We start from the raw sequence: 23,734 nt of genomic DNA on the forward strand, positions 1-23,734 counted from the left end.
ATTTGGACAATGTCCAAAACAGTATTTAGAAATTATGATCTTAAGTGTATAAAAGCACTTCTTAAAGAGATAGGGAAGGAGCGCTATGAAGCTGCATTAAAAGATAATGGGCTTTTTGAAAGCAAGCCAATAGCAATGGATGGTTTTTTTGTGGAGTACGAAACCGATACCCAAGATGTTAACCTGTATTATAAATACCCATCTAGAGTAGTTTGTTTTATAATGCCGGTACTAGGCTTTTGGAACGTACCGCATGACCATTGGGTTAGGGAACGAAAAAAATAGGAATACGATTAGTTATGATTGTAGGTGATAAACATTTGATTAAAAAATCTGATAATAACCATAGGGTTAAAAGTCCGACACAAACAGGATTTTCCAGTCCGGCAACTCATTATAGTGAACCACGAATCGATTTGAACGAAGTACTAGTTTCTAATTCTTCGTCTACATTTTTCATAAGAGTAGTAGATGATGAATTTGAGGAGTTCGGTGTTTTTAGCAACGACGTTTTAATTGTCGACAAATCGTTGACTCCGAAGTTAAATCAACTTGTATTAGCTGCTGTAGACGATAGTTTTAAAATTGTTAGAATAGATAATACTCAAAACGCTGAATTAAATATTTGGGGAACCATAACCTATATTATTAAGTCGGTATTATGATAGCATTGGTTGATTGTAATAGTTTTTATGCCTCTTGCGAACAGGTCTTTAGACCAGATTTGATGGGCAAACCTGTTGTAGTTTTAAGTAATAACGATGGTTGCGTCATTGCGGCGAACAAAGAAGCAAAAGCCTTGACCGATATACCTATGTTTCAGCCCATTTTTAAAATAAGGAAGTTGCTAGACGACAATAATGTCACCTATTTTTCTTCTAATTATACCTTGTACAGTGATATGTCAAGAAGGGTGATGGATACTTTGATGACATTTTCCCCTAGGGTCGAGGAATATAGTATTGACGAAAGTTGGGTTGATTTAGGATGCATTAAGGTGGATGATTACAATGCAATTGCCCATACAATTAAAAACACGGTCCATAAAAATACGGGCATACCTGTAGGTGTGGGTATTGCAAAGACAAAATCATTATCGAAGTTGGCGAATAAGTTTGCTAAGAAAATACCTAAAAACAATAATGTGTATGTGGTTGATAACGAACAAAAGAGACAACATTTATTGCGAAATCTTCAAGTAAAGGATATTTGGGGAATAGGGAAGAAGCATGCTATTCGACTTCAAAACAACGGTATACACACCGCTTTAGACTTTGCCAACATGCCCGTTGCATGGGTGCGCAAAGAAATGACGGTGATAGGAGAGCGTTTATGGCGAGAATTGAACAATGTGCCTTGTTTAGAACTGGAGACAGAAGCAAATGCGAAAAAAGGAATAGGAACAGCCAAATCATTCGGATTCAAGCTCTCTGATTATTCACTTATAGAGGAAGCCTGTAGTTATTATGTAGCCGAAGTAGCAGATTTATTACGGCAGCAACATAGTCTAGCCGCTCAATTGGAAATCTCATTGCAGACCAATCAACATAGTGCGATTGATAAGCAGTATAGAAACAGCATCAGCATAAACCTAGATACACCGACAGATAGCACCATCAAACTAACAAAAGAAGCATTAAAAGGTTTGAGACAGATATTCAAACCAGGCTACCGGTATAAAAAGGTTGGCGTAAACTTGACTTCATTGGTACACCGAAACGAGGTGCAGACAAATATGTTCTATGATCCTCATAAGAGTGAGAGTGATGTAATTACCGATCTAATCGATAATTTAAATGGCAAGTACGGCAAAAATAAAATCAAGGTCGCTACGGTTGGCAATCGCAGCAAAGAATGGGCGCTTATCAAAGAACATCGCAGTCCGCGGTTTACTACACAATGGGGAGAACTTATGACGATAGGTAAATCATAAAACAACTATTTTTGATAAAAAGAGTTAAAAGAATCAACTTTTTCATTAACTTAAAGTTGTATAAATAGATGTACAAGAATAAATGTTCCAATTAACCTACCGCTCTAAGATATCACCAGAATTAACTGTAGCTGAAATCGAGAATATTCTCATTGATGCACGGAAAAGAAATAACGCACGAGGAATAACCGGATGTCTAGTGTACTTTGAAGAAAGTATTGTTCAGATTTTGGAAGGTGAGAAGCGTAATGTATATCAGTTGTTTGATAAAATCAAAAGTGATAATAGACATCATACTTTAGATCTATTGTGGGAAGGTTCTACTAGACAAAGGTATTTTCCGAATTGGGATATGGCCTTATATGCACCGGCTGATGATGCTGAGTATTATGATTCTAAAGAAATCTTTATTACCAATATGACTTTGCTCGCCGATCTTTCTAAGAAAAACACCTCTGCACTATTGTCTTTTTGGTCTGCCGTTCGTAACAATTTGAATGGGTAATCTTCATTATAGTGAACATGTTCTGACCACTAAAACAAATACCTATCGTGCGTATATGTTGATTGAATTTTCATTTCGAAATTCATTTTTTAAATGATATTTTATTTTCAAATAGTAAATTATTGCACCTTTTTTTATGGAATTCTCATTTTGTAGCGTTGGCATTATAATTTTTTTTGGTTTCTGTTCTTAGTAGCGAATTTAGGCAGGTTTAGTTGTTAAATAACTGATTTTTAGTTTTTTAACTGGGTGTAGTGCGGTGGTTTAATTCGCTAAAATCAACGTGTCATAAGTTAATTTTAGGTCATTTTATAAAATGAAGCGAATGTGGGAGCTTCCTAAAGTAGTTTTAAATGGTCTAAAAGTAGATAATCGACTATTGACAATTAACTTAAACTCAACTCATTTATGCAAAAGAAAATCTCGATGATTTTGCTGATGTTATTGTGCGCTCCTTTTTATTTAATGGCTCAAAATAACATTTCTGGTATCGTTACAGATAGCGAAACAAATAGTCCCTTACCAGGTGCAACAATCGTCATTAAAGGAACTTCTACCGGTGTCACTACAGATTTTGACGGTAAATACTCAATTCAAGTCAGCGAAGGCAGTGTTCTGGTCTTTTCTTATATCGGTTTTGAACCGGTAGAAAAAGAGGTAACCACAGATGTAATCAATGTAACTTTAAAAAATGATGTCGCTCAACTAGATGAAGTAGTCATTATTGGTTACGGTACTACTACGAAAAAAGATGCAACTGGTTCTGTTCAATTATTGACATCCAAAGACCTTAATAAAGGTGCTATTACTACTGCAGATCAAATGATAGCGGGTAAGTCTGCAGGTGTTCGTGTAGTTAATAATGGCGGGGATCCAGATGCAGGAATTAACATTAGAATTCGTGGGGGCTCATCGCTTAACGCGAACAACAGTCCGCTAATTGTAATCGACGGTGTGCCGTTATCTAATCAGAACCCGGCAGGGCAGGCAAATCCGTTAACACTTATAAACCCGAATGACATAGAGTCCTTCTCAGTACTTAAAGATGCATCTTCAACCGCTATATATGGTTCTAGGGCGTCTAACGGTGTCATTATAATAACGACTAAATCTGGTACTAAGGGTGCGCCACAGTTTAATTTTTCTTCGAATATTCAGGTAGGTACCTTGAGTCGTACAATAGATATCTTTGAGTCTTCAGAATATGTAGACTTTATTCAGAACAGCTTTCCAGATAGTTCTGGACTTTTGGGTCTTAACGGTACAGTTTACGACACCAATTGGCAAAATGAAATTTATAGAACTTCCTATACCCTTAATAATAATTTAACGGCAAGAGGAAACTTATTCAATAAAATTCCAATTAGAGCTTCGTTCGGGCATTCAGAGATCAATGGTATACTTAAAGAATCGCAACTAAACAGATATACCGCATCTTTAAATATTTCACCTGAATTTTTTGATCAACATTTAAAATTGACTATCAACGCTAAAGGTATTGCCACAGAAAAGGATCAGCCAGATGGTGGTGCCATCGGCAGTGCATTAACAGCAAACCCGACCTTACCGGTTTACGATCCCGACGGAGGTATTTTCGGTGGATTTTATCAGATGACCGATGATCAGGGTATAGTTGGACCAGCTAACCCATTGGCTTTATTAAAGCAAAGAGAGCGTAACGAAGATGCAGATCGTTTTATTGGTAATATGGAGTTACGCTATAAAATTCATGGTTTAGAAGATTTGACGGCGGTTATAAATACGGGTATAGATTATTCAGAATCTACTATAAACGAATACTTTTTACCTAGTGCAGTTGCCTCATACAGTATTTTCGAAGGTTTACCGATTTTTAACAACTTTAGTGAAAATTATAGCGAAGACCAGATAAAACGCGACCACCTGTTAGATGCTTACTTATCGTATGAAAAGACATGGGACGGGGCGCTTAGAAAAATGGATATACAAGCGGGTTATGCATATCAAAATTTTACCACGCAAGGTATAACTTACCCAACGACTACCGAAAACGGTTTTAGAGAGTCACAACAACCATTTAAGTATTATACGGAATTGAATTTGCAATCGTATTTCGCAAGAACCAATCTTAACTTTTTTGATAAATACTTAGTAACGGCATCTTTAAGGGCAGATGGTTCATCATTATTTGCCAAAGATCAGCGTTGGGGGTATTTTCCAGCTGTAGCGATGGCGTGGAAATTGGATAATGAAAATTTCTTAAAAGATGCGGAATGGCTTAGCCAGTTAAAATTACGAATAGGTTGGGGTCTTACAGGTCAGCAAGATATAACGGGTCCGGTTGGGTATTACCCGAATACCGCATTGTATGACGATGGTGATCCAACTGTAAGTTATGTGTTTGGCGATAGAACCGTTACCACTTACAGGGCAAATGCATTTAATCCAGATTTGTCTTGGGAGAAAACATCTACTTACAACATAGGTATTGACTTTGATATATTTAATAGTGTTTTGAGCGGTACCGTTGATGCATATACAAGAAATACTACCGATTTATTGGCAGAAGTACCCCAGTCAGAAGGAGCTTTGCGAAACCGATTTGTAAGTAATGTAGGTGAAACCGAAAGTAAAGGTTTTGAGGCAGCTTTACAGTTTAGGCCAATACAGACAGATAATTTTAGAATGGAGTTCAATTCTAATGTCGGTTTCAATGAAACATACATTAAAGATTTAGATAATATAACACAGTTTGCCAGTGGTGGCGGTATAGGGCGTGGTACAGGCGTAAATATCGGGCAAACCGCTGTTGGGGAAAGAAACAGGACTTTTTGGTTATATGAACAAATCTATACGGCAGATGGTGCGCCTATAGAAGATGCTTTCGTAGATCAAAATGGAGATGGTGTTATTTCTGATAGTGATCGTATTTTTATTCCGTTCGAGCCTAAATGGACTTATGGTTTCGGTACTTATATGCAATTTAAAAGCTTAGACTTGACCGCTAATTTTAGAGGGCAAATAGGAGGGCGAATTTATAATGGCAATTTATTGAATAGAGGTTTTACAGAATCTGTAATTCCGCTTACCGATACTGGCTTCATCAATAATGCCTTGAATTTATACGATGGTACTCGTTATAATGGTTTCTCTAATATTCCTTCAGATTTGCAGGCACTATCAGATTTCTATGTTTCCGATGCATCCTTTTTGCGTTTAGATAACATTACCCTAGGGTACAATCTAAAACCTTTTGATGATAAAAAGATTGGATTGCGAATATATGGTTCGGCAAACAATGTATTCGTAATAACCGACTATGAAGGTCTTGATCCAGAAAATTTTGATGGTATCGAAGCTTCTCCATATGCGCGTCCAAGAACATTTACTTTAGGTCTTAACCTTGATTTTTAAAAAAAAAGCTATGATAAAAAATATAATATTTACCGTTTTCGCCGTGGCTCTCTTTATAGGTTGCACTGACGATTTAGATACAGAACCTAGAATAGAGCAGAGCTTAGAGAACCTTTTGGAGTCTGAACCTGATGCAGCTTTAGGTATACTTGGAAAGCTATATGGAGGTCTGGCATTGCACGGAATAGGAATACCCGGTAGTGGTAATCAACAGTCTGATATTGCAGGTGATGACCCTGGGGAAACTGTTTTCTTTAGAAGTATGTGGAACATGCAAGAATTAACGACCGATATCGCGAAAAATAGATGGGGTGATGGTGGTTTAGATCCTTTGACAACTGCATCTAATTGGGCGCCAACGAATAAGTTTTTTGGTTACCTCTACAATAGAAGCTACTTCAATATAGCGCAGACCAATAACTTTATTTTAGATGTGCAAAAGGCAGATGAGCCAGAAGCAGAGTTGTTCATAGCCGAAGCTCGCTTTCTACGTGCCTTATCTTACTATTATTTAATGGATATGTTTGGTGGGGTTGTTGTCGTTACCGAAGAAGATGGTGTCACTGGGGTTCGTAGAGCTAAAAATTCACGTACAGAGGTTTTTGAATTTGTCGAAAATGAATTGTTGTCTATAGAAGAAACAATGCCATCTGTAAATGAATATGGCAGGGCGAACAAGACCGCTGTTCAATTTCTTTTGGCAAAAATTTATTTAAATGCCGAGGTATATACCGGATCAGCTAGGTATGCAGATGCATTGATGTATAGCGAAAAGGTTATTTCTGAGTCTTCTTTTACACTAGATGATGATTATCAATCTATATTTCAAGGCGACAACCATACTTCTAGCGAAATCATTTTTCCGATAATAGCCGATAGAAATACGGTTCAAAGCTTTGGTACATCTACATACCTTACCAATGGTAGTATGGGAGATACGACTATGCCTATCTCTGATTTCGGTAATTCTGATAGTTGGTTCGGTCACCGTTGTACACCTGCTATATATGGTTTGTTCGGAGATTTAGAAACTACGAAAGATAGCCGTGCGCTATTTTGGACAGAGGGTCATACCTACGAAATGACCGATTATAGAACTTGGGAGAATGGATATCCTACGTTCAAATTTCAAAATCAGTATTCAACAGGTGATTCTGGAGAAAGTAATTTCTCTGACACTGATATTCCCTTATTCAGATTGTCCGATGCTTATTTAATGTATGCCGAAGCACACCTTAGAGGTGGGGGCGGTACAACCGGTCAAGCTATAAATTTCATCAATGCGCTTAGGGAAAGAGCTTTCGGAGATACGAGCGGAAATATTACGGAAGCGGATTTTAATGAGCAATTTTTAATTGATGAAAGAGCTAGAGAACTGTATTATGAAGGTCATCGAAGACAAGACCTTATTCGTTTTGACCGTTTCACGGGCGATACATATATATGGCCTTGGAAAGGTAATGTCTTAGAGGGTACGTCAATACCTGAAAATTATGATTTGTTTCCATTTCCATTAGAAGCTTTACAAGCCAATCCTTTACTTGAGCAAAACCCTGGATACACTAATTAAAAATAAAAATGATGAAGAAAAATATAGCATATATCTATTCCTTTTTTATTGTAATGGCCCTTGTTTTGGGTAGTTGTAGCAATGACGATGAGAATATAAGAATTAGCGAAACAACAAGTACACAACTTACGGTTTCTTCGAGCGATGCTCTAGTGTTGTCCAGAGATATGGTAGGTGAGACGGTTCTTTCTTTAAATTGGACGGTACCTGATTTTGGTTTTGAAGGCGCGGTACCTAGTTATAATGTTGTTTTAGGTGTAGATGGCGTTTCTGATATTGAACCAAAAAAAGTTACTGTAGGTAATACGTTGACAAAAGAATTTGTTGCAGAAGAACTTAACGAGGCCATTAATGATGCAGGTGCACTCTCAGGACTTGAAAATAAGATCAATATTTGGATTGAAACCGTATTGGGTAAAGAAGTTGTAGCTACCTCTGGTATTCAAACTTTATCGATAACTGGTTACGCGACCACGTTTGACTTGAATTCATCTTGGGGTCTGGTTGGATCTGCGACTCCCAATGGATGGGATGGACCCGATGTGCCGGTGTACAGTACGGCTGTTGCGAATGAGTTTGTAGCTTATGTTACCTTGGTTGATGGTGAAATGAAAATTCGAGAGAATAATGACTGGAGTGTTAATTATGGTGATACAGGGGCAGACGGCACATTAGATTTAGAAGGAGACAATATTCAGGTAACTGCCGGCACTTACAGGATTATGTTTAGTTTAAATGATTTATCCTACTCTATCGAACCTTTTTCTTGGGGTGTAGTAGGTGATGCTACTCCTAATGGATGGGATGGTCCAGATGTTCCGCTAACATATGATGCAACTTCTGATCAATGGAGAGCGGTGTTAAGTTTGACCGCAGGTGATGTAAAGTTTAGGCAGAACAATGAGTGGGCTATAAGTTATGGCGGTACTGGGTTGAGCGCTTCTTTAGAGCTAGATGGTCCTAATATCTCGGTTGAAGCAGGTAACTATTTAATTTCCGTAGACTTTAATAATAATTTATACACTATTGAACCTATAGATATATGGGGTCTTGTTGGTGATGCCGCACCAAATGGTTGGGACGGGCCTAATATGAGATTTACCCCTGACTATGCTAATGAAGGAGTGTGGGTATTGAAAAACGTAGCGCTATTAGATGGCGAAATTAAGTTTAGAACAAACGATGCATGGGATTTTAACTATGGTGATGATGGTAATGATGGAACACTAGAAGTAGACGGAGCGAATATTCCTGTTAGTGCGGGTAATTATACGATTAAGCTATTACTGTCAGATACAGAAAATCCAACCTATACCATTGAATAAAAAGTAAGAATATGAAAATCAATAATTATATTAAAATTGGTCTAGGGTCACTGGTTATGCTGGTTACTTCTTGTACCAATGATGAATTTACGCCGCTAAAAGTTACCGAAAGTAATGATGCCGAAGATGCGCCAACAGGTGTTGCACAAGCTAGAACAACCGCACTTACGCCGGGTAGCGGTGTAATGATGCAAGCTTTCTATTGGGATGTTACCGAAGGTGGTATTTGGTGGGACAATGTAGATTCTAAGCTAGAGTCTTGGGCAGCAAATGGCGTAGACGCTATTTGGATACCGCCGATCTCTAAAGGTCAAAGTGGAGGTTTTTCTATGGGTTATGACCCAGCTGATTATTTTGATTTTGGAGATTTTCAGCAGCATGGTACCACCGAGACCCGTTTTGGTAATAGAGAAGAACTAGAGAAAATGATCGGCACGGCACATGAGAATGAAATAGCCGTAATTGCAGATATAGTACTAAATCATAATTCTGGTGGTGCGCTAGAATATAATGAGTTTAGACAGATAGAAACATATACTTTGTTTGAACCCGCATCGGGCCTTTTTAACAGAACCTGGTTAAATTATTTACCCAATGCGGTAAACCTTGAAGATGAAGGTAGGTTCGGTGGCTTTCCAGATTTAGACTTAAAGAACGATTATGTGATGGATTGGTTGTGGCGATCAGAAGAATCTGTTGCAAGCTATTACATGAATACGCTTAAAATCGATGGTTGGCGATTTGATTTTGTAAAGGGGTTTTCACCAGAAGTGGTAAAACAATGGATCGGTACTGTAGGTGGTTATAGCGTTGGTGAAAATTTTGATGGTAACGTTTCTGATGTTGTAGGTCCATGGGTAGAGGCTACAGGGGCAAATGCTTTTGATTTTCCAAACTTTTTCAATATGCGAAACGCATTTTTAAATGGAAATTTAAATGAATTAACAAACCCGAATTTAATATCCACTATGCCAGAAAAAGCGGTTACGTTCGTAGGTAATCATGATACGGAGTCAAGAGATGGCAGTAATGAATTTCCTGACGAATTTGAGACACATGCTTATGCGTATATCATGAGTGCCCCTGGGTATCCATGTGTTTTTTATTCCCATTACGAAGATAGCGGTGAAGATCAAAAAGATAAAATAAATCAATTGATTCAGATCCGTGCGCAATTAGCGGCTGGTGATTGGACAATAAACTACGTAGATAATCAAGAATTTGTAGCGACAAGGGGTGGTGACGGTGAAAAACCAGGATTGGTTCTTTACATCAATCTCAGTGATACTGAAGTAAGCAAAGAAATACAAACGCATTGGAACAATGCAAATATTAAAGATTATACAGAAGAATATATCGTCTTTCAAAAATCTGATTCTAGTGGTCTTGTAGATGTAAAGGCTCCGGCAATGGGGTATGCGATTTGGTCGGCTACTGATGATGAGCAACAGGCTTTTTCTGAAGAATTGTTCGTGCCAGGTGACTACCAAGGTTGGGATCCTAGTGCTGCCGTTAGTCTTGCGGCACTTGAAGTTCCTAATTTAACAGGTGCCTATAGAGGTCATGTAAGTTTTACGAACGATTCAAATGAATTTAAATTCACAGATGCTTCCAATTGGGATAATGGTATTTATGGAGATGCAGGAGATGGTACATCGGGTAGTATTGAGGCTCCTGGTAACAATATAATATTGCCTGGTCCTTTAGATTATGAAATAAACGTAGACTTGATCAATAATAGCTGGTCTGCCTTTACTTGGGCGATTATTGGTTCTGGTACACCAAACGGATGGGATGATCCAGATACGGATATGAGCTATGATTTTGATCGAAATGTTTGGACAGTTACGGCCAATCTTACCGATGGTGAATTGAAATTCAGGGCCAACAATGGTTGGGATGTTAATTTTGGCGATACCGGCAACGATGGGGTTTTAGATGATGGCGGAGATAACATTGCGGTTCAGGCAGGTAGTTATCAGGTAGATCTTGATTTGGAAAACAATACGTTTAGTTTAGGTAATTGGGCCATTATCGGTTCTGCAACACCTAATGGATGGGATGATCCTGATACAAATATGGAATTTGATGCCGTTGACAAGGTTTGGACAATATCGGTCGTTCTTTTACCTGGCGAAATGAAGTTTAGATTTAAAGATTCTTGGGATGTTAACTTAGGTGATAATAGTGCCGATGGTGTATTGGAACAAAATGGTGATAATATCGTTATAACCACAGAAGGAAATTATACGATTCTATTGAATACCGAGATGAATACATATAGTATTAGTTTAAATTAAGTTGTTAGTTGAGTTAATTTTTGCACGGGGTTGCCATTTTGGTGACCCTTTTTTTATTTTTACCAACATAGGTGTCAAACACTATGTACACTGTAATTAGGTATCCGATCTTTTATATTAAAAAAGGCAAAAATAATTTGTAGTTTAAACAAGTAAATAAATTATAAACAGTAGCTTCAAAACTTAGGCGATTTTAAAAAATATGTTTTATAAACCTTATCGTATAAAATTAAAAAGGGGGTTGACTAAATGAATTATAGTAAAATGCATGAGCCAATTTTTTATGTTGGCAAGTATAAGATGTTCTTTTTGATAGCTGCAGTATTTCTAAGCACATTCGGGTTGTACGCTCAAACCAGTTTTGTTTTGGACTATGTGCCACAAAGCACAAAAATTACAGATACCCTATATCTTACAGGGTCGTTTAATAACTGGAATCCTAAGGATCCGTATTACAGATTTACAAAACAGGCAGACGGTACATATGAGCTGAAGAACAAATTTTTTGACGCCTCTTGGATTTCCTTCAAAATTACCAGAGGTAGTTGGTCTAAAGTAGAGGTTGAAAATGATGGCGCACCCCTTACGGTCAGAAAAATTTCTTTTAATCGAACTACAGAAAAAACCTTGGTCTTACAAGTGGCAGGGTGGTCAGACAAATTAAAATTAAAAGACCAAAAGAAAAAAGTTGCTATAATTTTAACAGAGGTTCCTAAAAATACACCTCCTAATTCTTCTTTTTACGTTTGTGGTAATTTCAACGGTTGGGTACCTGGCGATGAGCGCTATAAAATGAAGCAGTTGATCAGCGGAATATATCAAGTGGAGATTCCGGTATTTTCAGAACCTGTGGAATATAAATTTACACGAGGTAATTGGTTGACTGTTGAGGGTAAAAGTTACGGTAGACCTAGGCCCAATCGTATGTTGAGCGATAAGGATCTGGCTTCGAAAAAACCTATAAAAAATGCTATTGATTATTGGGAAGATCAATCTTACGGAATTTTCAATCCTTATACTTTGATTCTGATACTGACAGCTCTACAAGGTTTTTTCCTCATTTTTATTATCAATTCCAACAGCAACAATAACAAATCTGCCAATCAAGCATTAAGTGTGCTGATTTTTATTATATCAATCACATTAATAGCGAGAGTAGTAATATATGATCGTGTAATTTATACAGAAAACCCTAAGCTATCGTTATTGACAGATTTGGTCTTTTTCCTGTACGGTCCGGTTTTCCTAATTTATATTGAACGTTTGTTACAACGAAGTAAAAGGTCTTTTTTGACCTATTGGTATCATTTTGTGCCTTTTGTTTTACAAGTGGTAGTGTATTTCAGTATTTCATTAAACCCTACCCATACGTTTATTGAACGAAATTTGTTTCAATCATTAGAATCGCCACCATATGCTATTTATGAAGTTGTGGTATTGTTGGCATTGGTGTTCAATATCTTTTATTGGTTTAATATCAAGAAGAAGATAAAACAATATTTTCAAAATATTGAACTCAACTATTCTACCGATCAAAACATTAAGTATTTGAATGTTATAATGATGGTTCTAGGCGTTTGTTTGTTTTTTTGGACAGTGATTGTTTTAGCCGATATTTATAGTGCCTATAGTGAGATTCCTATAAATTATACTACTAATCTTTTAATAGATATTGTATGGGTGGTATTTTCTGTCGTAGTTTATTTGCTGGGTTATTTTGCAATTAAACAGCCCGAAATTTTTAGAATGGCAGTTATCGATGAAGAATTGAAACTAGAAGTTGATAAAGCTAAAATCAACACTACTGATTTGGATGAGCAGAAAAATGCACTTCACGAAATAATGGCTCAAGAGCAAATTTATTTGAATCCAGAATTAAGTTTACCAGAATTAGCTGCCAAAATGAATACTAGTGTGCATGCCTTATCCAAAACTATTAACGCAGGATATTCAAAGAATTTCAGAGATTTTGTTAACTATTACCGAGTTGAAGAATTTATTGAGCGGGCGCAAGATGAGAAGTATAAAAACCAGACCTACTTGGCCATAGCTTTGGCGGTAGGTTTTAACTCAAAGTCGTCGTTTAATCGATCATTCAAGAAAGTAACGAATAAGTCTCCAAGAGAGTACTTTAATGATCTTCAGAAAAGCTAGATTATGGATCGACCGTAACATAATTCGGTATAATATAGATCACATTATAATTTAAGTCGATTTAGGCTCTATTTATCGATAATTTAGGTCCTATTCAATAAATTATAATATGAAAATCGTAACTAGCTTTATCCTTATTTTATTTTTTACACTTTCAAAAATTTGGGCACAGGACCCAATAGAGAGGGTTGAACCACCAAATTGGTGGGTCGATATGGAATATAATGTTATAGAAGTATTGGTGTATGGTAAAGATATAGCAAGTTATAAAGTAACATTAGATGCTTATAAGGGTGTATCTCTTAAAACTATAAAAACTGTCGAAAACTCGAATTATCTCTTTATTACGCTTGATATATCTAAAGAAGCACTTGCTGGAGAGCTACAATTAAAATTTAGTAAGGCTGATGCAGATGTAATTACCTATTCTTATCCTATAAAAAATCGTGTATTAAATAGAAGAAATATAGAAGGTTTTGATTCATCTGATGCCATTTATTTAATAACACCTGATCGTTTCGCAAATGGTGATGTTACCAATGATGAGGTAGCAGGATTGAAGGAAAAGTTAAATAGAAATGATAAAGGAGGAAGGCACGGAGGTGATGTAGCAGGTATGGTTGATCATTTAGATTATATAAAGAACCTAGGTTTTACTGCAATCTGGACAAATCCTATTTTAGAAAATAATATGCCTAGTTATAGTTATCATGGTTATGCTACTACCGATTTTTACAAAGTAGATCCGCGTTATGGTAGTAATGCATCTTTTAAGGCAATGTGCGATAAGGCTTCCGAAAAAGGAATGAAAGTAATTATGGATATGATTGCGAACCATTCTGGTTTAGAGCATTGGTGGATCAAAGACCTGCCTTCTAAAGATTGGATTAATCATTGGGATACATACACCCAAACTAACCATAAAAAGACCGTGATCTTAGATCCATACGCAACAAAAAAAGACAAGAAGATCTTTTTTGATGGTTGGTTCGTACCAACGATGCCAGATTTAAATCAGCGTAATAAATCTATGGCGAATTATTTAATACAAAACACATTATGGTGGATTGAATATTCTGGAATTTCTGGTATACGAATGGATACTTATCCTTATCCAGATATGTATTTTATGAATGATTGGACCAAGGCAGTAATGAAAGAATATCCAAATTTTAATATAGTTGGTGAAGAATGGGTGTTGAGACCAACTATCGTTTCTTATTGGCAAAAAGGAAAGCAAAATGCAAATGGCTACACATCAGAGCTAAAGAGTGTAATGGATTTTCCTTTACAAAACGCGTTGGTAAATTCTTTAAACGATACTGAATCTTGGAATGCGGTGTATGAAGAGTTAGGGCAAGATTATTTATATCCAGATCCTAAAAATTTGGTTGTATTTCCTGATAATCATGATATGAGCCGCATATTCACACAGTTAAATGAAGATAAAGAATTATTAAAACTTGCACTTACATATATAGCCACTATTAGGGGGATTCCACAAATTTATTACGGTACAGAAGTTTTGATGAAGAATAAAGGAACGGAAGATCATGGTGTAATTCGTTCAGATTTTCCAGGTGGCTGGTCAAACGACCAAGTTAATTCATTTACTGGTAATGGTCTAAGCAAGTCACAGCTAGAAATAAAGAACTATATAGCTAAACTTTTTAATTGGCGAAAAAATAATACTATTATTCATGAAGGCAATTTGATTCATTTTGCAACTACAAATAATGTTTACGTATTTTTTAGATATATAGAAAATGAAAAGATTATGGTGGTGTTGAATAAAGATGATGATAGCATGACCATAAATATGAAAGAGTATGAAGAAGTTCTAAAGGGAAACCTTACAGGAAGAGATATATTGACAGAGAAACATTTTAAAGATGTAAGCAGCTTAACTATTACCGGTAAAAGCGCACTTGTTATAGAGTTAGAGTAATAGCATTTTATAAAGAAAAACACACTTCTTATACGCTCGGTTATAAATATTTAATTACATACTAGAAAGGTTTTTTCGTAAATAAGTCGAATTTGTGTCAACTTATTTCAGGACGGGACAGATATAACAAAAAAGCCACTGAATTTTCAGTGGCTTTTTTTCTTAGTAGCGGGGACTGGACTCGAACCAGCGACCTTCGGGTTACGGGCTCCTCGTATGGAAAATTTCCAACGGTTTTATTGGGCTCAGCCGCTATCAAATTATAAAATCGTATGCAAAAACGTATGCAGTTTTAGTTTTCTGTTTGTTAATTGGTAATATAGGAAAAGATATTGAAGTTCTGCTTTTTATAAATGTATTTAGAATCAGGGATAAATCAATTAAATTAAGATGTAGTAGTAAATTATCTATAATTTGTATATTTGATAAAAATTAAGTGAATATATTGTTATATATTTAATTTTAGAGCTCTTATTTCTTTTGAGCTTTAATTTTTTGACCTCCTATATAATAGAACTATACATTATGAAATTAACCTATAAACAAACCGATAGAAAACCTGAAAATTCCTTTTTAGCACGACAAGATACAATACCATGTATTGAACAAGATTGGCATTTTCATCCAGAGATAGAGCTTATTTATTTTTTGAAAAGTACGGGTACACGTTATGTGGGTAATTCCATCGGTAATTTTGAGGAAGGTGAATTATATCTAATTGGTAGTAATGTGCCACACCTATTTAGAAACCATCGCGAATATTATGATGGTGTTGATGAAAACAATTCTGCAGATCTTATAGTGGTAAAATTTGAGCGTGATTTTTTAGGGGAGACTTTTAAGGAATTACCCGAAGCAAAAAAAATACAAACACTTTTTGATAATGCAAATAGAGGATTGATATTTTCAAAGGCAGCTACCTATTTAGTGCATTCTCATATGATGGGTCTTGTACGTGGGCAAGGGCTTTCTCGAATTGTAGGGTTATTGAAGATATTGGATATTTTATCCATAAGTGAGAATTTTAGTTTTCTATGTTCCAATGGCTTTGATAATTCGTATAAGAAAAGCGAGAAAGAACGTATGGCAAGAATAATTTCATATCTCAACGAAAATTTCGAGAATAAAATAGAGTTAGAGACCGTTGCATCTATTGCACATATGGCACCAAATGCATTCTGTAGGTACTTTAAAAAGCGGACTCAAAAGTCCTTTGTTCAGTTTTTAAATGAAATTAGAATCGGTCATGCTTGTAAGCTGCTGATAGAAGGTAAACTTCAGATTACAACGATTTGTTATCAATCTGGCTTTAATACGGTAACAAATTTTAACCGTCAATTTAAGGCATTGATGAATATGACACCCACCGAGTATATGGAGCCTTATATTCAAGATAAGGTGGTAGAATTGGAAGATGTGTAAATGTGCTTACACTAAAAATTCTTTTATTTTTTATAACTGATGCATTTTATTGAGCTTGGTTAAGCTTATGGTAATATTGTGTTTGTAATGGGTAATCATGAAACTAAGCCTAAATAATATTTCAGTTAAGTTTGTAAGAGTATGAATATTGATTAGGTAATAATTGATATTGACTTCTTAATATTTTAAAAGAATATGACCTCGCTTATTATTTTAATTTCCTGTATTGTACTATTGATAGTTGCCGTCACTATTTTTAAAGTACACCCTATCCCTGCGCTATTGGTTGCTGGTTTAATTTTAGGTCTTGCTACAGGTAATTCTGTTGAAGTTGTTACTGATAGTCTTTTGAGTGGCTTTGGCAATACACTGAAATGGATAGGTCTGGTCATTTTATTCGGTACTTTATTGGGTGAGATATTGGCAGAGACCGGCGGCGCCGATGTCATTGCTGAAAGTATCATAAAACTTTTCGGAATCAATCGTTTACCATTGGGCATGGCGGTAATCGGTTTTTTGGTAGGTATACCTGTTTTTATGGATGTTGCCTATTTGACGTTGTTGCCAACTATGGTAGCGTTGTCAAAGAGATCTGGTCAGTCTATTCTGGTATTAGGTTTGTCGCTTGCAATGAGTTTAACGGTGGCACATGCACTTATTCCACCAACACCGGGTCCATTGGCGGTAGCAGCGCTACTTGATATTAATGTTGGCGATATGATACCGTTTAATGTTATGGTTGCGCTAGTAGCGGTTATTGGAGGGTTGGTATGGATAAAGCTAAATGCAAAAAAGCTGAATTTGCAAAGCTCAAATTCATTGGAAAGTGATACCGAAATTATAAATAAAAAAGAATTAATTGGGTATAAGCGAATATTACCTTTTGCAGCATTACTGGTTCCTTTGCTTTTAATGTCGGTGGGGAATATTTTTCCGGCAGATAATCCGCTTGTTGATTTTATTAAAAATCCGGTTTGGGCATTAATGATCGGGGTTTGTTTTGCGCTTCCTTTAATTGGTAAGAAAAAATTCTCATCACGCTTAAATACATATTTTCAATCTGCAGGAGCCAAATGTGCCATAGTTATACTTATCACTGGTACAGGTGGTGCCTTTGGTCAAGTAATTAAAGATACCGAAATAGTCAATTCATTGTTTACAGAAGTGAATACGGTTAGTCTTTCTGTTTTAGGTGTTATCATACCATTTTTATTGAGCTTTCTTTTTACAACGGTTACAGGTTCTATTACCGTTTCTTTAATAACTACAGCTTCAATAGCTGCTCCCTTGGTAACAGGCGGAGTATTGAATCCGGAATTAACCGCCGCCGCCATTGGTGCAGGTTCTTTGGGTATTATTCATGTAAATAGCAGCTTTTTCTGGTTGTTTAAAGAAGTCCATGATATTTCGGTGACCAAATTATTGAGGTCGTTTAGCGTACTATCTGGCGTGGTGGCCATTAGTGGAGGTATGCTGGTTATGTTACTATTTTGGTTTTTTTACTAAGAATAATCTTAGTAAAAGCCTAGATATCTTTGAATTACATTTTAAAATCATAAAAATTTATTGATATTATCTATTTGTCTATTGAAATTTTGTCAAATTGATAATATTGTGCAGTCCTAAGTTAATAATTGCATAGTAGCTCTTCTCATTAACCACGTACTTTGAATCGTTAGTTGAATTAAGACTTTTATAGTCGTTGAGTTAGTAGTTGCATATAAGCACGGTAATACTTGAGAAATATTGCCGTGTTTTATTTGCGAATTCCTACCGCTTAATACATCGGTCAATTGATTAAAGATGCCGGTAAATCAGCTTAATATCCATATTGGTATATAAAATTAAATCTAGGGTAATATAGTGTTTGTACATGGTTGGTCTATGTCATATATGTGCATTATGTAGCGCTTTTTTTGTGTAAAGATGAACTATGAATATTGAATTTCTTCCGTTGGTATTGGTGCTTTTGGCAAGTTTCTTTCAAGGAACCTTTGGCTTGGGCATGAAGTATATGGCTCCTTTAAAATGGGAGGCATGGTGGTTGGTACATGCATTTGTTGCAATGATATTTGTGCCTATGCTTTGGGCTTTTTTGGTGATACCAGATTTGTTCGGTGTCATTATGAGTACAGAAAGTAGTGTATTGCTACTAGCTGCTTTTTATGGATTCTTATGGGGTATTGGTGGAATTCTCTTTGGTGTTAGCGTTGAAAAAACAGGTATTTCAATTACATACGGTATTGTAATGGGGCTTGCGGCCTCAATGGGATCGATTATACCGTTGTTCCAAATAGAGGGGGCAATGGCACAACCTACTTTTCCCATTGTATTATTAGGAGTAGCATTATTATTGGTAGGCGTGGCAATTACCGCCGTTGCCGGTGTTAAAAGGGATCAACTGAATATTACTAAAGACGCTAAGAAGGGAGCTATAAAAACCGGGGTACTTATTGCTGTAGCATCGGGTGTGCTTTCTGCTTTTTTAAATGTAGGTTTTGCGAATGCTGCTCCTGTGGCGAATACGGCCACCGACTTTTATGGAGTAGGCGCTCAGAATGCAAGCTTGGCATCGTGGGTGGTAGTATTAATAGGAGCGTTTATAATGAATGGTGGTTATGCCATCTTTAAATTATCGAAAAACAATTCATGGTCTTCATTCAAAACCGTTGATAGCCGTAAAGCTTACACATGGGCTATTGCATCAGGTATTTTTTGGTTTTGTGCCTTAGGGGTCTACGGGCAAGGCGCGGCATTAATGGGTAAAATGGGGCCGGTGATCGGTTGGCCGATATTGCTTGGTTTGGCATTGATAATAAGTAATATATGGGCATATAGGGCAGGTGAATGGAAGAATGCGAAAAAGCCTTTTTCAATACTTCTAATGGGGCTGTTTGTTCTAATACTGGCCATATGCATATTAGGCTATGCAAATTATTGAAGAAGATAGGGTTAGATGATAAAATCATATAGATCACAAGAAGTAAACAATATATAAAATGAAAATAGCAAAAATCGAACCTTATATCATAGTACATAAGTTAGACACTCCTTTTTATTTTTCTCAATGGCAATATGATACGCGTAGAATTTGTATTGTAAAAGTTACTTTAGAGGATGGTACTTATGGTTGGGGAGAAGGCTATGGTCCGGCAGGTGTTATTAAGTCAGGTATAGAATTCTTTTCACCATTTTTAATAGGTAAAGATGCTTTGGGTCATGAGATATTGTGGCAAGAAATGTATAGGCGTTCATTAGATTATGCTCGTAGTGGAAGTCTACAAGCGGCAATAAGTGCAATAGATGTTGCGCTATGGGATCTAAAAGGTAAATTATTGAATCAGCCGGTTTCTATGTTGTTGGGAGGAATAAAGAATCCGATTATAGAACCTTATGCCACCGGGCTTTACTTTACTAGGGTAGAGAATCTCGAAGAAACTTTGGTTGAAGAGGCGCTATTGTATAAAAGTCAAGGTTTTAAGGCCATAAAGATGAAAGTTGGTCTTGGGGTTAATGAGGACATTAAATATATATCTGCCATTAGAAAAGCTATCGGTTCAGATATGAGATTGATGATCGACTCTAACCACGCCTATAATTACCGTGAATCTGTAAAGCTCGCGCAAAAAGTAGAAAAATTTGATATTTCTTGGTTTGAAGAGCCAGTGTCTCCAGAAGATTACGAAGGCTATAGAAGGCTACGAGAGAGTACTACTATCCCAATAGCAGGCGGTGAATGTGAATATCTAAAATTTGGTTTCAAACGCTTGTTAGAGAATGAGTGCGTAGATATCGCTCAGCCAGATATTTGTGCAACGGGTGGGTTGACAGAGGCAAAGCGCATAGCAACTTTAGCACAAGCGTACAGTAAAGATGTTGTTCCACATACTTGGGGTACCTGGATCGCTATAAGTGCCGCCGTACATTTTGTGGGTAATTTAGATATGAACCCAGGTAGAATGTACTGTGAATTGCCTACAATGGAGCTAGATCGTACCGAAAATGCACTAAGGGATATCGTTACGAAAAGCGATGTCAAAGTGGTGAATGGTTTAATAAACGTACCTAATTCGCCAGGTTTGGGAGTAGATGTAAATATTGAGGCACTAGAAGAATATAAGGAATAGAGATATTGAACAAAATGGAGAAAGTACTAAAATTTGGTCATAAGAAATTATATATAGACGGGCAGCTAGTAGAGGCTTCTAATGGTAAGACTTTTGATGTAATATGCCCTGCAGATGAGCAAGCTACCGCTACAATTGCGTGGGCAACCAAAGAAGATACACAAAGGGCGTTAATAGCAGCTCAAAAAGGTTTTGAAACCTGGTCAGTAATGCCTTTGGAAACAAGGTTGAATTGGATAGATAAACTAAGAAGTAAAATAATAGAGAATAGCGATTTTTTGCGTGAAAGTATCATGTACGAAATGGGTAAAACTTGGGAAGGCTCAGAAGAAGATCTTACCAGTATCGTTAACTCGTTAAAATATTATTCTGACGAAATTCAATTAAGAAAAGATATTCCTATTGAAGATAAAGAGGGTAGTCATGAACATAAAATGGTATCCCAGCCACTAGGGGTTGCCGTTGCATTTTTGGCATATAATTTTCCGCTATTAAATTTAGGTTTTAAACTGGGACCGGCACTGGCATCAGGATCTAGTATCATATTGAAACCATCTGAATTTTCACCATTATCCGCCTACATAATTGGTGAGCTTTGTGCGGAAATCAATTTTCCAAAAGGAGTGGTGAATGTAATTTGTGGCGACTTAAAAGATGTTGGTATTCCTTTGTGTGAAAGTAAAATACCTAGACTTATTACCATGATCGGTTCTACGGAAACGGCACAAAAACTTATAGTTCAAAGCGCCCGAACCTCTATCAAAAGATATAGTATGGAGTGTGGCGGTAATGCACCGTTTATTGTAATGGACGATGCTGATTTAGAGTCGGCTATAAACCTTGGCGCTGCTTTGAAAACAGACAATACTGGTCAAATTTGTGTTGCGCCAAATCGTTTCTACGTTCATGAATCTAATATCGATAAGTTTATTGAAGGTTTGGCTAATAAGTTCGGAAATACCAAGATTGGATTTGGACGTGAAAATAAGCCCGATATGGGGCCTTTGGCAAATAAAGCTTCGGTTAAAAAAGTGCTGGGTATAGTAAAAGAAGCTGTAAATCAAGGTGGAGAACTTATATATGGCGGTAAGGCCATAGAAGGCGATGGATTTTATTTTGAGCCAACGCTTATTCGCATGAAAAACAATGATGCTGAAATACTGCAACAAGAAATTTTTGGTCCAGTAGCCATAGTGGTTCCTTTTAAAACTAAAGAGCAAGTAATAGAATTGGCAAATAATACAGACGCCGGTCTAGCTTCTTATGTTTTTTCAGAAAATAGAGAAACCTTAAATTATTTTGCTGAAAAGTTAGAATTTGGAGAGGTGCAGCTAAACGGAGTTAAATATGATATTTACCTGCCTCATGGCGGAGTAAAAAATAGTGGCATAGGTGTAGACTGTTCTACATATGCATTAGATGATTATTTGATTAAAAAGAGAGTCTCCCTGGCTTTGAATACATGAAAATACCTGATTATTTTATTAGTTGCGATTGGGGTACCTCTAACTTTAGGCTTAGGTTGGTAGAAACAGATACATTAAATGTTTTGGTCGAGCATAAAACAGATCAAGGTGTAAAAGTGGTCTATCAAAAGTTTTTAAAGCAAAATGATATAAACCAAACTCAATTTTTCAAGAATTACCTCGAAAGCCAAATCAATAATCTTGATGAGCATCATAAGGCGGGCTTGATTATTGCGGCTGGTATGGCATCTTCAAATATTGGAATGAAGGAGTTGTCTTATGGCGAGATACCTTTTAATGAGAAGGGAGATGGTTTAAATTGGGAAATATTATCGTTTAAGGAAAATTTAGATATCGTATTGGTTTCTGGAGTAAAAACAGAAACCGGGATGATGCGTGGAGAAGAGATTCAAGCATTCGGGCTCACAAAATATTTAGAGTCTTATCAATCTGGTATTCTCATATTGCCAGGTACCCATAGTAAGCATATTAACTATGAAAAAGTCAAGTTCAATGGTTTAAAAAGCTATATGACAGGCGAGGTTTTTGAGTTGTTAAGTCGTCATAGCATTTTGTCTAATAGTGTAGAGAAATGTCATTGGATCAATAAAAGGCATGATGCATTTAAACAAGGGTTGGAAATTGGCTTTACTGATGAATTAAGTGCAAATCTATTTTCTATAAGAGCTAAGCATATACTGAACGATTCCAATAAAAAAGATAACTTCTATCTACTGAGCGGTATGCTTATAGGAGATGAGCTTTCTTATTTAAAAAACAAAGATCAGAAAGTTTTTCTAGCGGCGACCGAGCCTTTTTACAGTATGTACAAGTTGGCGTTAGAAACTATTCTAAATGCAACACAAGTAATATGTTTTGGCGATAAGGTTTTAGAAAAAGCTTTGTTAATAGGTCAGAAAAAAATAATACAACTTCATGCAGAATAATACAGCTTTTTCTTGGCAGAGATATAATAACACACCCATTGTTGGTATTGTTAGAGGTTCAGATTTAGATACGGTTAAGCATATTGTCAACGCCTATATTGCCGCTAAGTTTTATACGATAGAGATAACGATGAATACGCCCAATGTGGCTAAGATCATAACAGAGTTACGTTTAAATTATCCTGATTTAAATGTAGGTGCGGGTACCGTATGTAACCTGGCAGATTTAGATATTGCAATTGCTGCGGGAGCACAATTTATAGTGACTCCAATACTTGATGAAGAAGTTATAAAGAAATGTGTAGAAATGCAGATTCCGATTTTCCCTGGAGCGTATTCTCCAACAGAAATTTATAGGGCTTGGTCTTTAGGGGCATCTGCAGTAAAAGTATTTCCGGCAACCCAATTAGGTCCGAAATTCATAAAAGATGTTCTGGCACCATTAAATCAAATTAAGTTAATGCCAACAGGTGGCGTATCTAAAGATAATATCAAATCTTTTTTTGAAGCAGGTGTGGTAGGTGCTGGTATGGGAAGTTCTTTGTTTGATAAGAAAATGATCAAAAACAATGATTTTGAAGCTTTGCAGAATCATTTTACGGCAATAAGAAACGAAATCGAACTATTTACAAAAATTTAGTATT

Annotated in this window: 17 protein-coding genes; all 17 read left to right on the forward strand. The window is 36.4% G+C overall.

Going from position 1 to position 23,734, the window contains the following annotated elements; all coding sequences use genetic code 11:
• Positions 1–9: 9 nt before the first annotated feature.
• The 17 genes from SJY30_RS17370 (at position 10) to SJY30_RS17450 (ending at position 23,730) form a co-directional block, all read left to right on the forward strand.
• Complete coding sequence (locus SJY30_RS17370) at positions 10–285, forward strand: hypothetical protein (protein ID WP_396633377.1); 276 nt, start codon at positions 10–12, stop codon at positions 283–285.
• 14 nt (positions 286–299) lie between these two features.
• Complete coding sequence (locus SJY30_RS17375) at positions 300–665, forward strand: S24 family peptidase (protein WP_396633378.1); 366 nt, start codon at positions 300–302, stop codon at positions 663–665.
• Positions 662–1,933 (forward strand): Y-family DNA polymerase, encoded by a 1,272-nt coding sequence (locus SJY30_RS17380; protein WP_396633379.1) that lies wholly within the window; start codon positions 662–664, stop codon positions 1,931–1,933. The genes SJY30_RS17375 and SJY30_RS17380 overlap by 4 nt, the downstream gene beginning before the upstream one ends.
• 82 nt (positions 1,934–2,015) lie before the next feature.
• Entirely contained in the window at positions 2,016–2,438 is a 423-nt protein-coding gene (locus SJY30_RS17385; protein WP_396633380.1) for a BLUF domain-containing protein, read from the forward strand.
• A gap of 408 nt (positions 2,439–2,846) precedes the next feature.
• Entirely contained in the window at positions 2,847–5,831 is a 2,985-nt protein-coding gene (locus tag SJY30_RS17390; RefSeq protein ID WP_396633381.1) for a SusC/RagA family TonB-linked outer membrane protein, read from the forward strand.
• A 10-nt stretch (positions 5,832–5,841) separates the two neighbouring features.
• The gene (locus tag SJY30_RS17395) at positions 5,842–7,401 is read left to right on the forward strand and encodes a RagB/SusD family nutrient uptake outer membrane protein (RefSeq protein ID WP_396633382.1); all 1,560 of its coding nucleotides are present in this window, start codon (positions 5,842–5,844) and stop codon (positions 7,399–7,401) included.
• An 11-nt stretch (positions 7,402–7,412) separates the two neighbouring features.
• Positions 7,413–8,726, forward strand: a complete 1,314-nt coding sequence (locus SJY30_RS17400) for a SusF/SusE family outer membrane protein (protein WP_396633383.1) — start codon at positions 7,413–7,415, stop codon at positions 8,724–8,726.
• 11 nt (positions 8,727–8,737) lie between these two features.
• Positions 8,738–11,026 (forward strand): alpha-amylase domain-containing protein, encoded by a 2,289-nt coding sequence (locus SJY30_RS17405; RefSeq protein WP_396633384.1) that lies wholly within the window; start codon positions 8,738–8,740, stop codon positions 11,024–11,026.
• 249 nt (positions 11,027–11,275) lie between these two features.
• On the forward strand, positions 11,276–13,180 hold the full coding sequence (locus tag SJY30_RS17410) for a helix-turn-helix domain-containing protein (RefSeq protein WP_396633385.1): 1,905 nt from the start codon (positions 11,276–11,278) through the stop codon (positions 13,178–13,180).
• Between the two features lie 109 nt (positions 13,181–13,289).
• The gene (locus SJY30_RS17415; protein ID WP_396633386.1) at positions 13,290–15,128 is read left to right on the forward strand and encodes a glycoside hydrolase family 13 protein; all 1,839 of its coding nucleotides are present in this window, start codon (positions 13,290–13,292) and stop codon (positions 15,126–15,128) included.
• A gap of 525 nt (positions 15,129–15,653) precedes the next feature.
• Complete coding sequence (locus SJY30_RS17420; protein ID WP_396633387.1) at positions 15,654–16,550, forward strand: AraC family transcriptional regulator; 897 nt, start codon at positions 15,654–15,656, stop codon at positions 16,548–16,550.
• 195 nt (positions 16,551–16,745) lie between these two features.
• Positions 16,746–18,056, forward strand: coding sequence for a GntP family permease (locus tag SJY30_RS17425; protein WP_396633388.1), 1,311 nt, complete (start codon positions 16,746–16,748; stop codon positions 18,054–18,056).
• A gap of 427 nt (positions 18,057–18,483) precedes the next feature.
• The gene (locus SJY30_RS17430) at positions 18,484–19,491 is read left to right on the forward strand and encodes an L-rhamnose/proton symporter RhaT (protein ID WP_396633389.1); all 1,008 of its coding nucleotides are present in this window, start codon (positions 18,484–18,486) and stop codon (positions 19,489–19,491) included.
• A 58-nt stretch (positions 19,492–19,549) separates the two neighbouring features.
• Positions 19,550–20,677 (forward strand): mandelate racemase/muconate lactonizing enzyme family protein, encoded by a 1,128-nt coding sequence (locus SJY30_RS17435; protein ID WP_396633390.1) that lies wholly within the window; start codon positions 19,550–19,552, stop codon positions 20,675–20,677.
• A gap of 14 nt (positions 20,678–20,691) precedes the next feature.
• The gene (locus SJY30_RS17440) at positions 20,692–22,143 is read left to right on the forward strand and encodes an aldehyde dehydrogenase family protein (protein WP_396633391.1); all 1,452 of its coding nucleotides are present in this window, start codon (positions 20,692–20,694) and stop codon (positions 22,141–22,143) included.
• A complete protein-coding gene (locus SJY30_RS17445) occupies positions 22,140–23,090 on the forward strand; it encodes a 2-dehydro-3-deoxygalactonokinase (RefSeq protein ID WP_396633392.1) in 951 nt (316 codons plus the stop codon). The genes SJY30_RS17440 and SJY30_RS17445 overlap by 4 nt, the downstream gene beginning before the upstream one ends.
• Positions 23,080–23,730: a bifunctional 4-hydroxy-2-oxoglutarate aldolase/2-dehydro-3-deoxy-phosphogluconate aldolase gene (locus SJY30_RS17450; RefSeq protein ID WP_396633393.1), complete on the forward strand. Its 651-nt coding sequence runs from the start codon at positions 23,080–23,082 to the stop codon at positions 23,728–23,730. Before SJY30_RS17445 ends, SJY30_RS17450 begins: the two co-directional genes overlap by 11 nt.
• Positions 23,731–23,734: the final 4 nt, after the last annotated feature.

This window comes from Maribacter sp. R86514, from assembly GCF_044597005.1.
GTDB lineage: Bacteria > Bacteroidota > Bacteroidia > Flavobacteriales > Flavobacteriaceae > Maribacter.